Origin of the sequence: Hymenobacter sp. 102 (assembly GCF_049949205.1) — a bacterium.
GTDB lineage: Bacteria > Bacteroidota > Bacteroidia > Cytophagales > Hymenobacteraceae > Hymenobacter.
In genome coordinates this window covers 2,646,112-2,658,440 of sequence record NZ_CP188172.1, presented here as the reverse complement: position 1 = coordinate 2,658,440, position 12,329 = coordinate 2,646,112, and the positions used below count along the sequence as shown (strand labels likewise).

Genomic DNA, 12,329 nt, shown 5'->3' with positions numbered 1-12,329 from the left:
CGCCTTGCCGCCTTAAGGAGCGGGTTTCGCTTTGGTTTCGAAGGTTTTCAGCAGAAGCGGAATACCCACGGCAAAGCCAACTCCTGAGCCCCGCGAACGAAACAGCTGAGTACCCGTGCGGGAATTGTAGGTATAGTCAAGTTGGGTATGCATCAAATCAGTGAAGCCCTGATTGATGAACAAGCTAACATTCATGCGCTCCTTACCTAGGTGATAAAACCGCGCAGTAGCTCCCAGCGTTGCATAGCCACCCCAGCGGTTGACTATCTGAGAATTAGACTCGTTGAAATCTATAGTGTCTTTAAGAAATACAGGGCCAAGCGCAAGCTTGCTGTTAGTGAAGCTATGAATTCTGTTGACACATACACCTGCTGTTATATCAAACTTTATAGAATAATTATATAATTTTTTGTCAGTGTCTATCGGTGTGAAATTAAATTGATGAAATCTATAATTTACTAGGGATGGAATTCTGTCTATGTACGTTGCAGAAGCGGCCGAATTCCATGCGCCTCCAAAATCATTATGCGTAATGTTGTCCGGTATTTTCAGCTTATAGCCGAAACCGGCTGCTCCGCCGGAATAGCCCGTAGAGAAAGATAATTTCTCATTTAGCTGATAACGTGCTGTTATCGAAGGAACGAACTTCATAATGAATTTTCTTCCTTTTAGTGGTCTTTAGCCTAAACCGAAATGAGCACCTTCGGCATAAGCATATTCACTTCCTGCCTTAACATCCAAGTACAGTTTACGCTGAGCTTGCACTGTGTTACTGAGCACTAATGTGAAAAGTGCTAGCAAGAAAATTTTGGTTTTCATTTACATTATGTACTAATATGTTATTCGATTTATTATGGCGTTATTCATTTTAGAAAAACACCTTGTAACAATAGGTAACAGGTAAGGGGCATAGCTCAAGCGCGGGGTACTAGTGTCGAGCAAGCAGTACAAACCTAGTAGTTATTCATCGATACTGCTGAGCTTGAGAAATATTTTTAACACAGAGAGGCCCGATTGCAGCACTGCAACCGGGCCTCTTTGTAATATACTGTTATTCAGCGTTACGCCTCCGCCGCCATGCGCACCTCTACCGGCGCTCCTACCGTTTTGTGGGCGGGTACCACGGTTACTACCACGTACTTGGAAGTGGGCGTGTTGCTGGTTTTAGCCACGCTGCCTACCGGTACCAGCGGGTTGGCCTCGGGGAAGTAGGCGGCCACGTTGCCCTTCGGAATGTCGTAGGGAATGGCCAGGAACTTCTCCACGGTGCGCTGCTCGCCTTTGAAGTGGCTGGTAATGTCGATGAGGTCTTTGGCTTTGAGGCCCCGGGCTGCCATGTCCTGCTCATTCATGAACAGCACCCGCCGCTCGCCCAGCACGCCCCGGTACCGGTCGTTGTAGTCGTAGATGGTGGTGTTGAACTGGTCGTGGCTGCGCACAGTCATCAAAATCAGCTGGTCGGGCTCGTGGGTGTACTTCTCCAGCTCAGTGGTGCTGAAGTTCGCCTTCCCGTTTTTGGTGGTGAATTTCCGTTCGCGAGGGCCATTGGGCAGGTAGAACCCGCCGGGACGGCGCAGCTTTTCGTTGAAGTTCTCGAAGCCCGGAATTACCCGGCTGATGTGGTCCCGGATAACGTCGTAGTTCTCCGTCATGGCCACCCAGTCGTCGATGTTGATTTTGTTGCCGAAGGTGGCAATGGCCATACCGCACAGGATAGCCACTTCGCTCATCATCTGGCCGGGTAGTGGCATCAACACGCCTTTGTTCTGGCTCACCACGCCCATTGAGTTTTCGCAGGAGGTCATCTGGTGGCCCGACTTCTGCATGTCCACGTCGGCGTGGGTGAAGCAGGGCAGCAGCAGGCTGGTTTCGCCGGTGGTGAGGTGGCCCCGGTTGAGCTTGGTGCCCACAAACACGGTGAGCTTCTGCTTGCGCATGCCCTCGGCAATTACCTCAGTATCGGGGCCGGCAGCCAGCAGGTTACCGCCCAGGCTGAAGAACACCTTGGTTTTACCCTTGTACATGGCCTTGATGGCCTCCACGGTGTCGTAGCCATGCTCGTAGGGCGGCTGGAAGTTGAACTCCTTCGCCAGCGAATCTTGGAACTCCTTGGTGGGTTGCTCCCACACGCCCATCGTCCGGTCGCCCTGCACGTTGGAGTGGCCGCGCACCGGGCAGGTACCCGCGCCGGGCTTGCCAATGGCGCCCTTCATCAGCTGCAGGTTCACGATTTCCTGAATGGTCTGCACGCCCTGGCGCTGTTGGGTAACGCCCATGGCCCAGCAGGTCACAATCTTTTGCTTGGTGGCAATGATGTTGGCCGCCTCCAGCAGCTGCCCGCGCGAAATGCCGCTCAGCTCCTCAATATCCTCCCAACTGGTGTTGCGGATGTTCTGCTCAAACGACTCGAAGCCGGTGGTGTACTTGTCGATGAAGGGCCGGTCAACCACCTGGCCGGGGTTGCGGTCTTCAGCCTCGAACAGGTGCTTCATGATGCCGCGCAGCAAAGCCATGTCGCCGTCCACGCGCACTTGCAGGAATAGGTCGGTAATCTGCGTGCCGTCGCCCAGCAACGCGCCCAGCGCCTTGAAGGGGTTCATGAAATCCTGCGGGTTCTTGAACGCCATCAGACCCGCTTCCGGCAGCGGGTTCACCGAAATGATTTTGGCCCCGTTGCGCTTGGCCTTTTGCAGGGCCGTGAGCATGCGTGGGTGGTTGGTGCCCGGGTTCTGCCCGATGATAAGGATGACCTCGGCCTCGTGAATGTCGTTGAGCGTAACGGAGCCCTTGCCCAGGCCCAGCGTGGGACTCAGGGCCGCCCCGCTGCTCTCGTGGCACATGTTGGAGCAGTCGGGCAGGTTGTTGGTGCCCAGGAGCTTGGCAAACAGCTGAAACAGGAACGCCGGCTCATTGGGCACCTTGCCCGAGGTGTAAAACACCGCCTCGTCGGGCGAGGCCAGTGAGTTCAGGTTGTCGGCAATCAGCTGGAAGGCGTCGGGCCAGGCAATGGGGGAGTAATGGTTGTCGCCGGGGCGCTTCACCATGGGGTGGGTAAGGCGGCCGGCGTTGTTCTGGTCCCGGTCGGTCATCTGGGAAAGCTGGGCCAGGCTGTGACGGGCGAAGAACTCGGGGCCGGCGGCTTTATCGTCGGCATCCGAGGCGGTGGCTTTGGCCCCGTTCTCGCAGAACTCGGCCACCGAGCGGTGGTCGTCGGGGTCGGGCCAGGCGCAGCTGGAGCAGTCGAAACCGTCCTTCTGGTTCATTTTCAGCAGACCCCGGGTGCCGCGGTTCAGCCCCCCTTCGCTCCAGCTAAACTCCATGCTCTTGATAACCGCGGTAACTCCGGCGGCTACCTTGGCTCGTTCCTCCAGCTTCAGGCCGGTAAAGGCTTCCGGAGGCTGAGCCAGAATGGGGTGGCGGTATTTAGCGTTGGGGACGTCGGGGGCGGGTATCATGCTTTCGTCACGTTCGTGTTGCGGATCGGGGCGGTAGTGGTCGGGAGCGGGAGCTTCGCCCTGGTCGGGCCGCTCGCCGCTGCGGGGCTTGTTCTCCGCTTTTTGCTGTTCGGGTTTGCCGGCTTTGCTGGGGTCGTGGGCGGGAGATTCTTCCATGGTGCTGGGTGGAAATGACGGTGGGAAGGCAGGTAAGCCAAGGCGTTAGTGTTTACAGCCCAGATCTTTCTCTACCAAAATATGCAATACTTGGTTATCCGCAACTTCGATGCTGCCGCGCAGGCTTACTTCGTTGGTCGAGGTCCACTGGTCGGCTACGGCTGTGGGCAACAGCACCCGAATGTGACCCGCCTCGTAGCGAACCATAAGGGCGGGGGCCCCGGCATCACGCTCCAGGCTATACGTAAGTTGCTCGAAGGCGGCCGGACCCAGTGGTACAGTGGTTTGCAGGCGGCCCTGTTGTCGGAATATGTCCACTTCGGGTGGGTCAAGGCGCAGGCGGAGCGTATTATCTTCGAGACGAAGCTTCATAGTAAGGGAGATGAAAACGGGCGGATGACAAGATCCTGGATTCGGGCTTGATGGGCGCTACGCCTGGGCTGACAGACGTTTTATACGTTTTCAGCCGGTAGAATCCGCCAGGGGTGCGAGTACACATTGTACCGGTTCTGGCGCACAAAGCCGCAAAGCGTCATCCCGAAGTCGCGGGCGGCGGATACGGCCAGGGAGCTGGGGGCGCCCACGGCCGCCAGCACCGGAATGCCGGCTACGGCGGCCTTCTGCACCAGCTCAAATGAGGCCCGGCCACTTACCAGCAGCACAGTGTGATGAAGCGGCACCATTTCCTGCAGCAACGCCGCGCCAATTACTTTATCGAGGGCATTGTGGCGGCCCACGTCTTCGCGCAGCAGCAGCAGCTCGCCCTCCGGCGAAAACAGGGCCGCCGCGTGCAACCCGCCCGTCTGCTCAAACAGGGCCTGTGCTTCCCGCTGCCGCTCGGGCAACTGATGAATTACGCGGGCAGCTACGTACGGGCCTTCGGAAGGCAGCACGGGGCAGGCGGCCGCGTGCACCGCTTCAATGCTGGTTTTGCCGCACACCCCGCAGCTGCTGCTGGTGTAAAAGTGGCGTTCCAGCCGGGGCAGGTCGGGCAGGGCAGAGGGGGCCAACTCGGCCCGCACCACGTTTTCCCGCTCCTCTTCCTTTTCCACATCGGGGCAGTACAGAATGCCCTGCAGCTCCTGCCGGCTGCGGATGAGGCCCTCCGTGAACAAAAAACCGGCTGCCAACTCAAAATCGTGGCCCGGCGTACGCATAGTGATACTCAGGGTACGATGCTGCCGCCCGTCTGCCGGTCCGTAGCCCACCCGGATTTCCAGCGGCTCCTCGGCGGCCAGTACATCCGAAGTTTCTGTGACGGCCATGCCCTGCACGCGGTGAACGGTGGCGTATTCGTAGCTGGTAGGAGGAAGAAAAACAGGAGCAGACACGGCGGGGGGAAAAACGGATGGAATCAGCAGGCTCTACGCACCAGCAGCCGGACTGGTGGTATATTGGGTTAACCTTCGGGGCCGTAACTAAGTTTGAGTTTCAGAAGCTGCGTGGCCAGGCCGGTTGGTTTGCCATGTACATTGCTCATCCTGACCACTTTGCGGGTCATATCATCACTCAGCTATGCTCAGCCCCGAAGAACGCCACCTCTACCGCCGTCACCTGCAGCTCCCCGAAATTGGAGAAGCCGGCCAGGAAAAGCTGAAAGCGGCCCGCGTACTGGTAGTAGGTGCTGGCGGCTTGGGCTGCCCCGTGCTGCAGTATCTGGCTGCCGCCGGTGTGGGCACCCTGGGCATTGTGGATGCCGACAAAGTGGACCGCAGCAACCTGCAGCGCCAAATCCTATACGGCCCCGCCGACCTGGGCCAGCCCAAAGCCGACACCGCCGCCCGCGCCGTGCGCCGCATCAACCCGTTGGTTCACACCGAAGTGTACGGCTGCCGGGCCACGCTGGGCAACGTACGCGCGCTGGTGAGCAAGTTTGATCTGGTTGTTGATGGCTCCGATAACTTCCCTACCCGCTACCTGCTCAACGACGCCTGCGTGCTGTTGGGCAAGCCGCTGATTTCCGGGGCTATTTACAAGTATGAAGGGCAGGTGTCGGTGTTCAACTACCAGGGCGGCCCCACCTACCGCTGCCTGTTTCCGCAGCCCCCGTCCGCCGCTGAGGCTCCCAACTGCGACGCCACCGGCGTGCTGGGCGTGCTGCCTGGCCTGGTGGGTACGGCTCAGGCCACCGAGGCCCTGAAGGTGCTGCTGGGCATTGGAGAGGTGCTCAGCGGCCGGCTCTGGCTGTTTGACGCGCTGACTTTCCAGACCCGCACCCTGAAATTCAACCGCCGCCCTGAGCAAGCCGCCATTACCCTGGACACCGCCAGCCGCACCGACTATGCCGACCTGTGCGGGGCATCGGTACGCAGTATTTCGGCCGCAGAGCTGCAGGAACAAGTAGCTTCAGCCCAGCCGCCTTTCCTGCTGGATGTGCGGGAGCCCCACGAGTACGCCGCCGGCCACCTGCCCAACGCCACACTGCTGCCCCTGAGTGCCCTGGAAAAGGGGGTAAGCCTCCTGCCCAAGCAGCACCCGGTAGTAGTGTACTGCCGCTCCGGCCGGCGCAGTGCCCAGGCCATCGAACGGCTGCAAACGGAATTCGGCTTGGCTAACCTCATTAACCTGGAAGGCGGCATTCTGGCCTGGGAAGATGCGGCTATGGGTGATGAGGTGGTGAGATAATTGGGAGAATAAAAACGTCATGCTGAGCGAAGTCGAAGCATCTCTACCGCTTCGTTGCACTGATATTGGTTGCCCTCAGTAGAGATGCTTCGACTTCGCTCAGCATGACGCTCTACATCAACTAGGACCACGCTAAATGGTACCAAGTACACAGCTTACACAACGACCGGCCGCGAATACGCGTCTTTACGCCTTCTGACAGTTCCCCATGCCGCTTACCGCTACTCCGCCACCCCGCCCCCGTATTCGCTTCGACAGAAACGAGCTGGCGGGCGCGCTCGGTGATTTGGGGACCGATCTGCCCTTGCTTATCGGCATCATTGCCGCTTCCGGCATGGATAGCGCCGGGGTACTGGTCATGTTTGGGCTGATGCAGGTGTTTTCGGGGCTATGGTACGGCATGCCTATGCCGGTACAGCCGCTTAAGGCCTTTGCGGCACTGGTTATCGCCCAGAAAATTCCCGGCCGCATCATTTTTGGGGGTGGACTGGCCATTGGGGTAAGCATGCTGCTGCTCTCGGTAACCGGCCTGATTGACGCGCTGGCCCGACTGGTGCCCAAGGCCGTTATCCGGGGTATTCAGTTTGGGCTGGCCCTGCAGCTGGCCACGCTAGCCCTGAAGGAGTATGTGCCCGCCGATGGTGTAGCCGGGTTCGTGCTGGCGGCGGCGGCGTTTCTGGTAACGGTAGTGCTGCTGGGTAACCGGCGCTGGCCCGCCGCCCTGGTTGTGCTAACCCTGGGCGTCACCTACGGCCTTCTGTTCAAGCTGGATGTGGCCACGGCGCACCGGGCCATTGGCCTGCACCTGCCCGGCTGGCACGTGCCGCAGTGGCCCGATATCCTGACCGGTGCGGTGCTGCTGGCGTTGCCCCAGATTCCGCTTTCCCTGGGCAACTCGGTGCTGGCTACCCGGCAGGTGGTGGAGGATTACTTCCCGGACCGGCCGCTTACGGTACGGCAAATCAGCTTCACCTATGGCCTGATGAATTTGGTGAATCCGTTTCTGGGTGGATTTCCGGTGTGCCACGGCTCGGGCGGCATGGTGGGGCACTACACGTTTGGGGGGCGCACCGGCGGCTCAGTCGTGCTGTATGGCCTGCTGTTTCTGGTGCTGGGCTTGGGGTTCAGCCAGGGCTTCCAGCAAATTGTCCAGATTTTTCCGCTGCCCATTCTCGGCGTACTGCTCCTGTTTGAGGCCCTCACGCTGGCTACCTTGCTGCGCGATATTGCCGGCTCCCGCACCGACCTGCTGCTGGCACTATTGGTAGGATTATTATGCAGTGGGCTGCCGTATGGGTACCTTGTAGGCCTTATAGTGGGTACGGCCCTGTACTACGCCATGCAGCGCGGCTGGGTAGGCTTGGGAAAATAACTGCGTATGGAAGAACGAATACTCTGTCAGGTCTGGAAAACGGTGCGCATTGAGGCCGGCCCGCAGCCGTTTCAGGGCTACTGGAGCATGGACGAAGGTGTCGTGTTCGACTTCAGCTTTCTGAACCAGCCAGCCGCTACGGCTCCGGCTACTGGCTGGGTAAAGCAGGCCGGCAAAATTGTGCAGGCCGGCAACGAGGCAGCGCTGCATCTGCTCATCAGAACCCTGACGGCGCAACACCTGACGCTGGAGCTGCATATGCACTATGTTGGGGAGGCCCGCCACACGCTCACGCTGCATCTGGTGCCAGGCGAGTAGTGAGTCTTTAGTATGAAGTATGAAGTACTGGGTAGTGAGACGTGGACAGGACACGATGCAAGCACTCCGTACCTGCCGCCGGTAATGTCTCATTACTCACTACTCGCTACTAATCCGGCTGGGAAGGTACAAACTCGGGAGAGGAGCCATTCCTGCGGCCAATGCGGTATATCACCGATAGTACCACATTATTTTTGGTGGCGGTGGTCTGGGGAATGAATATGTTTTGCCGGTAGCTGGCGGGGGTGTAGTTGGCCTGGTTCAACCACCCGGCCTGGGCCGTCCAGTGCGCATCAAACTGATAGCCCGCGCCGGCATACACCCGGTTGCGCTCAAAAAACGGTCCGCGCGGATTGAAAAACACCTCATCGTACACCGACAGGAATACAGTCTTGGTGGTTATGGTCGGCTGGTTGAGGGGCAGAAAACCATTGAGCCGGTAGCGCAGGCGGCCCCGAAACCGGCTGAAGCCAGTGGGTATCACGTCGTCGCGGAAGCGGAACCAGCGCTGCTCCACGCGGTAGCGGTGCTCCACCTTCAGGCGGGCGCTATAGTGCGTAAACGTCACCTGCTCCCACAGGCGCTTCTCCACATTCAGCGGCCCCGCGCTCAAGGCCCGGTAATCGGAGGTGGAGTACCGCCCCCCGGCTACCATGAAAGTGAAGTTCCGGGCCACATCGTAGCTTACCCCAGCCTTGGTTTCATAGTAGAAATACTGCCGGAACGGGCTGTTGGACCGGGCCTGCAGCTCCACGTAGCCGCCCCAGTGCTTAGGGCCACCGGGCAGCACCACCGTGGCAATGTGCCAGGTGCCCCACTGCCGGTCGAGCCCGGCGTTGGTCTGGGCCTGCGCGGCCGATATCAGACTCAAGCTGCCAAGCACGGGCAGTGCGTAATAAACCGGGAAGGTGGAACGGAGCAGCATAGGGGGGCCGAAGATACCCAACGTCCTGACTTCACTCGGGCGAGTGCAGTGGCTTTCCGTCAATTTCTGATTGTGCGGCCACTACTCCGCCAGCACCCGCCGGATAGTGCGTTGGTAGTCGAGGTTGTCGGTCAGGCCATTGTGGCCCGCGCCGGGCAGGGTGATAAACTGGTCCTGGAGCTTAAGCTGCTGCCGGAGCCGGGCCGTGGACGCGGGGCTGATGACCTCGTCCCGGTCGCCGTGGAAGATGACGATGGGGGCCGTTACGCGGGCCAGCACCTCATCAGTAGCCAGCGGGTAGCGCACAATAAAGGGCGGCACCCAGGGGTAATGCTGGCGCGCCATGGCCCGCATACTGGCGTAGGGAGCTTGCAGCACCAGCAGGCGCGGGTGGTGCCGGGCCGCCAGCCACGCCGCCGGCCCGGTGCCCAGCGAGTAGCCCAGCAGCACGGTTTGGTCTTCCGGGAATTCGCGCGTGAGTTGCCGATAGGCCGTATCTACATCGGCAAGTAGCTGCGCTTGGCTGCTGATGCGGCCTTCGCTTTTGCCGTAGCCCCGGTAGTCGAGTAGAAAGACGCTGTAGCCCAACTGGGTGTAGGTGGCCGCCACCTCACCCCAGCTATCCAGCGCCCCACCGTTGCCGTGCAGGTAGAAAATGAGGCCTTTGGAAGCGGAATCGGCCGGGAACAGCAGGCCGTGCAGGCGGGTGCCGTCGGCCGTCGGAATCCACCGTTCCTCAAACCGGTTGCTGAACCGGAACCGGTAATAGGCGGGCAGCTTGACCGGAAAGAACAGCAGCCGCTCCTGCTGAAAATACAGCAGCACGCACACCGCTACGTACAGCACCGCCCCCACACCAAGTATCCAGAATAGCACCCTCATAGTGGGGCAAGGATACCGGATTTACACGGAATACTGTCAGGTTACACCAGTTTGTGCCTGATGTGCGCCGGCGGTAGAAACGCGACACTTCGCGTCTCAGCGTTGGCCGATTTCGTTCGGGCGGCGCATCCGAGGAAACGCGAAGTGTCGTGTCTCTACACTGGTCAGTGAATTGCGATAAAAAGCTTCGCCTGAAGCCAAAGTGCTTGCTCGTTACGGTTGCGCAGCCACTTGTTCCGGGGAAACCAACTCCTGCAAATAAGGCCACATGAAATAGAGTGCCGCGACTTGCAGCAGCGTCAGCAGCAGCGTAATGCTCCAGAAGGCAGCTTTGCGGTTTTTGTGGTGCAGCAGCAGAATGGCCGCCCACGCGCCGGTAGCCGCGCCCGGCAGCGTGGCGAGGTGCAGCGTTTTCTCCGGGATGCGCCGGTCTCCGCGCCGGGCTTTCCGTTTATCGAGGGCGAACAGCAGGAAGCACAGCAGATTGGAAATCAGCAGGCAGCTCAGGAGTACGGTCATGGCACGGGAAACGAAACGAACAGCAGCAGAGCCGCAAGTTACGCGTCAACGGTTCCGCCTACCCCCCAATCGTGCTCATTGACTCGAAACTGAGCTGGTGCAGGGGGCGCTGGCTTTCGGCCTCGAAGCCGTTGGCGGCACGGTTGCGGAAGGCCGATTTCAGGGCGTCGGCAATCTGCTCATCCGAGGAGCCGCCGCGTAGCAGGGCCCGGATATCGAGCACGCCCTGGTCGTAGAGGCAGGTTTTGAGGCCGCCCTCGGCCGTGAGGCGGATGCGGTTGCAGGTGCCGCAGAAGGTGCGCGAGTAGGCCGCAATAATACCCAGACGCCCCTGGTGGCCGGCCACGGTGTAGTGGGAGGCCGTGTCGCCGGAGCGGGCGGGCACGGGCGTCAGCTCGCCCAGGTTCAGGGCCAGGTGCTCCCGAATGCGGCGGTGGTTCCAGGGCAGGGCGGCGGCATCGTGGCTGCCGCCGTTGAAGGGCATTTCCTCGATGAAGCGCACATCCACGGGCAGGTCCCGGGTCAGCTCGGCCAGCGGAATGAGGTCCTGGGTGTTCTGCCCGTCCATCACCACGGCGTTGATTTTCACCCGGATGCCGGCCGCCAGCAGGGCGTACAGCGTATCGAGCACGCGGGGCAGCTCGTCGCGGCGGGTGATGCTGGCAAAGCGGGCCCGGTCAAGGGTATCGAGGCTTAGGTTCACGGCTTTCAGGCCCAGGCGGGCCAACTCGGGCACGTGGGGGGCGGTGAGCACGCCGTTGGTGGTCATGGTCAGCTCCGTGATGCCCGGAATCTGGCTGAGCCGGTCCATAAACGGCACCAGGTCGCGGCGCACGAACGGCTCCCCGCCCGTGAGGCGCACTTTGCGCACGCCCAAGCCGGCCATGATGGTCACCAGCCGCTCCATTTCCTCGTAGGTCAGCAGCTCCTGCTTGGGCAGGTACTTGATGCCTTCCTCGGGCATGCAGTAGAAGCAGCGCAGGTTGCACCGGTCCGTTACGGCCAGCCGCAGGTATTCGAGCGGGCGGCCGTGGTTATCAAACAGCACGGAGGGTACAGCAGCAGACATAGACAAAGAAAGCAAAAGATTCGGGCGGGGCGGGCGCACCCAAACAAACAACGTAAATCCGGCTTTTCCGTTCGGAGCAATACCTTCGGCCGTTGCCGCCGCCCGGGCGGCAAGCCCCCTGGCTGGCGGGTAGCTACCGGTTTCTTACCTGATAACCCATGAACCTGAAAATTGCTTTATTCGGCATTGCCCGCGAAATCGTGGGGCAGCCTACGCTGGAGGTTTCCGCGCCGGAAGGCCAGTCGGCCCAGGGGCTGCTCCAGAGCCTGCACGCCCGCTACCCCGAGCTGGCCCGCCTGAGCAGCCTGGCCGTAGCCGTCAACAACGAGTACGCCGCCGACGATACCCCGCTGCAGGAGCGCGACGAAATAGCCCTGATTCCGCCGGTAAGCGGCGGATAATTCCAGTTGCCGGCTGCCAGTTATCAGTCTTCAAACATTACCGCCCGTCATGCTGAGCGCAGCCGAAGCATCTCTACCGCTTCGTCCTCACGATTTGCAGTAGAGATGCTTCGACTGCGCTCAGCATGACGTTCTTTTCTCCTCACTTTCTCTCCTTCCTTTCCTTGATTCACATCGACCTAACCGACCAGCCTATTGATATTTCGGCCGCGCTGCAGAGCGTGGAAGCCGATGGGGCCGGGGCCATCAACACGTTTATCGGCACGGTGCGCAACCGAAGCACCGGCCGCGCCGTGGTGCGCCTGGAGTATGAGGCCTACGACAGCATGGCCCTGCACCAGCTGCGCAAAGTAGCCGAACAGGCCGTCGAGCAGTGGCCCATGCTGCAAAAAGTAACCGTGGTGCACCGCAAAGGCACTCTCTATATAGGCGACGTGGCCGTGGTAGTGGCCGTTTCCACTCCGCACCGGGCCGAGAGCTTTGCCGCCTGCCAGTACATCATCGACACCCTGAAACAGGTAGTTACCATCTGGAAAAAGGAGTTCTATGAGGACGGGGACGTGTGGGTAGCGGCGCACCCATAAAGTAGCGCGCAGCTTGGCTTTGC

At 60.1% G+C, this 12,329-nt stretch carries 13 protein-coding genes; 5 read left to right on the top strand and 8 right to left on the bottom strand.

Annotated elements, in window-relative coordinates:
• Positions 1-12: 12 nt before the first annotated feature.
• The 4 genes from ACN19L_RS11445 to fdhD all read right to left on the bottom strand — a co-directional run bounded on the left by ACN19L_RS11445 (position 13) and on the right by fdhD (position 4,942).
• Positions 13-651: a hypothetical protein gene (locus tag ACN19L_RS11445; RefSeq protein ID WP_426489644.1), complete on the bottom strand. Its 639-nt coding sequence runs from the start codon at positions 649-651 to the stop codon at positions 13-15.
• 410 nt (positions 652-1,061) lie between these two features.
• Positions 1,062-3,611 (bottom strand): FdhF/YdeP family oxidoreductase, encoded by a 2,550-nt coding sequence (locus tag ACN19L_RS11440; RefSeq protein ID WP_426489643.1) that lies wholly within the window; start codon positions 3,609-3,611, stop codon positions 1,062-1,064.
• A gap of 45 nt (positions 3,612-3,656) precedes the next feature.
• The gene (locus ACN19L_RS11435; RefSeq protein WP_426489642.1) at positions 3,657-3,983 is read right to left on the bottom strand and encodes a DUF7009 family protein; all 327 of its coding nucleotides are present in this window, start codon (positions 3,981-3,983) and stop codon (positions 3,657-3,659) included.
• 80 nt (positions 3,984-4,063) lie between these two features.
• Positions 4,064-4,942, bottom strand: a complete 879-nt coding sequence (gene fdhD, locus ACN19L_RS11430; RefSeq protein WP_426489641.1) for a formate dehydrogenase accessory sulfurtransferase FdhD — start codon at positions 4,940-4,942, stop codon at positions 4,064-4,066.
• Between the two features lie 184 nt (positions 4,943-5,126).
• On the opposite strand from fdhD, the gene moeB reads away from it, so the two are divergent.
• The 3 genes from moeB to ACN19L_RS11415 all read left to right on the top strand — a co-directional run bounded on the left by moeB (position 5,127) and on the right by ACN19L_RS11415 (position 7,926).
• Entirely contained in the window at positions 5,127-6,236 is a 1,110-nt protein-coding gene (gene moeB / locus ACN19L_RS11425) for a molybdopterin-synthase adenylyltransferase MoeB (protein ID WP_426489640.1), read from the top strand.
• A gap of 208 nt (positions 6,237-6,444) precedes the next feature.
• A complete protein-coding gene (locus ACN19L_RS11420; protein WP_426489639.1) occupies positions 6,445-7,608 on the top strand; it encodes a putative sulfate/molybdate transporter in 1,164 nt (387 codons plus the stop codon).
• Between the two features lie 6 nt (positions 7,609-7,614).
• On the top strand, positions 7,615-7,926 hold the full coding sequence (locus ACN19L_RS11415) for a hypothetical protein (protein WP_426489638.1): 312 nt from the start codon (positions 7,615-7,617) through the stop codon (positions 7,924-7,926).
• A gap of 109 nt (positions 7,927-8,035) precedes the next feature.
• On the opposite strand, the gene ACN19L_RS11410 is transcribed toward ACN19L_RS11415, so the two are convergent.
• The 4 genes from ACN19L_RS11410 to moaA form a co-directional block, all read right to left on the bottom strand.
• On the bottom strand, positions 8,036-8,851 hold the full coding sequence (locus ACN19L_RS11410) for a DUF2490 domain-containing protein (RefSeq protein WP_426489637.1): 816 nt from the start codon (positions 8,849-8,851) through the stop codon (positions 8,036-8,038).
• A gap of 81 nt (positions 8,852-8,932) precedes the next feature.
• Positions 8,933-9,733, bottom strand: coding sequence for an alpha/beta hydrolase (locus ACN19L_RS11405; protein WP_426489636.1), 801 nt, complete (start codon positions 9,731-9,733; stop codon positions 8,933-8,935).
• 213 nt (positions 9,734-9,946) lie between these two features.
• On the bottom strand, positions 9,947-10,252 hold the full coding sequence (locus ACN19L_RS11400; protein WP_426489635.1) for a DUF1294 domain-containing protein: 306 nt from the start codon (positions 10,250-10,252) through the stop codon (positions 9,947-9,949).
• 58 nt (positions 10,253-10,310) lie between these two features.
• On the bottom strand, positions 10,311-11,300 hold the full coding sequence (moaA, locus tag ACN19L_RS11395) for a GTP 3',8-cyclase MoaA (RefSeq protein WP_426493581.1): 990 nt from the start codon (positions 11,298-11,300) through the stop codon (positions 10,311-10,313).
• Positions 11,301-11,479: 179 nt separating this feature from the next.
• Between moaA and moaD the strand changes: the two genes are divergently transcribed.
• Together moaD and ACN19L_RS11385 are read left to right on the top strand one after the other, a co-directional pair.
• Positions 11,480-11,722 carry a molybdopterin converting factor subunit 1 gene (gene moaD / locus ACN19L_RS11390; RefSeq protein WP_125417260.1) on the top strand — a complete coding sequence of 81 codons (243 nt, stop codon included), beginning with the start codon at positions 11,480-11,482 and terminating at the stop codon, positions 11,720-11,722.
• A gap of 164 nt (positions 11,723-11,886) precedes the next feature.
• Positions 11,887-12,306: a molybdenum cofactor biosynthesis protein MoaE gene (locus ACN19L_RS11385; protein ID WP_426489634.1), complete on the top strand. Its 420-nt coding sequence runs from the start codon at positions 11,887-11,889 to the stop codon at positions 12,304-12,306.
• Positions 12,307-12,329: the final 23 nt, after the last annotated feature.

Excerpts from the sequence above, each read along its gene's own strand:
- ACN19L_RS11445 (WP_426489644.1), bottom strand. The coding sequence starts at position 651 with ATGAAGTTCGTTCCTTCGATAACAGCACGTTATCAGCTAAATGAGAAA.
- ACN19L_RS11440 (WP_426489643.1), bottom strand. The coding sequence starts at position 3,611 with ATGGAAGAATCTCCCGCCCACGACCCCAGCAAAGCCGGCAAACCCGAA.
- ACN19L_RS11435 (WP_426489642.1), bottom strand. The coding sequence starts at position 3,983 with ATGAAGCTTCGTCTCGAAGATAATACGCTCCGCCTGCGCCTTGACCCA.
- moeB (WP_426489640.1), top strand. The coding sequence starts at position 5,127 with ATGCTCAGCCCCGAAGAACGCCACCTCTACCGCCGTCACCTGCAGCTC.
- ACN19L_RS11420 (WP_426489639.1), top strand. The coding sequence starts at position 6,445 with ATGCCGCTTACCGCTACTCCGCCACCCCGCCCCCGTATTCGCTTCGAC.
- ACN19L_RS11415 (WP_426489638.1), top strand. The coding sequence starts at position 7,615 with ATGGAAGAACGAATACTCTGTCAGGTCTGGAAAACGGTGCGCATTGAG.
- ACN19L_RS11410 (WP_426489637.1), bottom strand. The coding sequence starts at position 8,851 with ATGCTGCTCCGTTCCACCTTCCCGGTTTATTACGCACTGCCCGTGCTT.
- ACN19L_RS11405 (WP_426489636.1), bottom strand. The coding sequence starts at position 9,733 with ATGAGGGTGCTATTCTGGATACTTGGTGTGGGGGCGGTGCTGTACGTA.
- ACN19L_RS11400 (WP_426489635.1), bottom strand. The coding sequence starts at position 10,252 with ATGACCGTACTCCTGAGCTGCCTGCTGATTTCCAATCTGCTGTGCTTC.
- moaD (WP_125417260.1), top strand. The coding sequence starts at position 11,480 with ATGAACCTGAAAATTGCTTTATTCGGCATTGCCCGCGAAATCGTGGGG.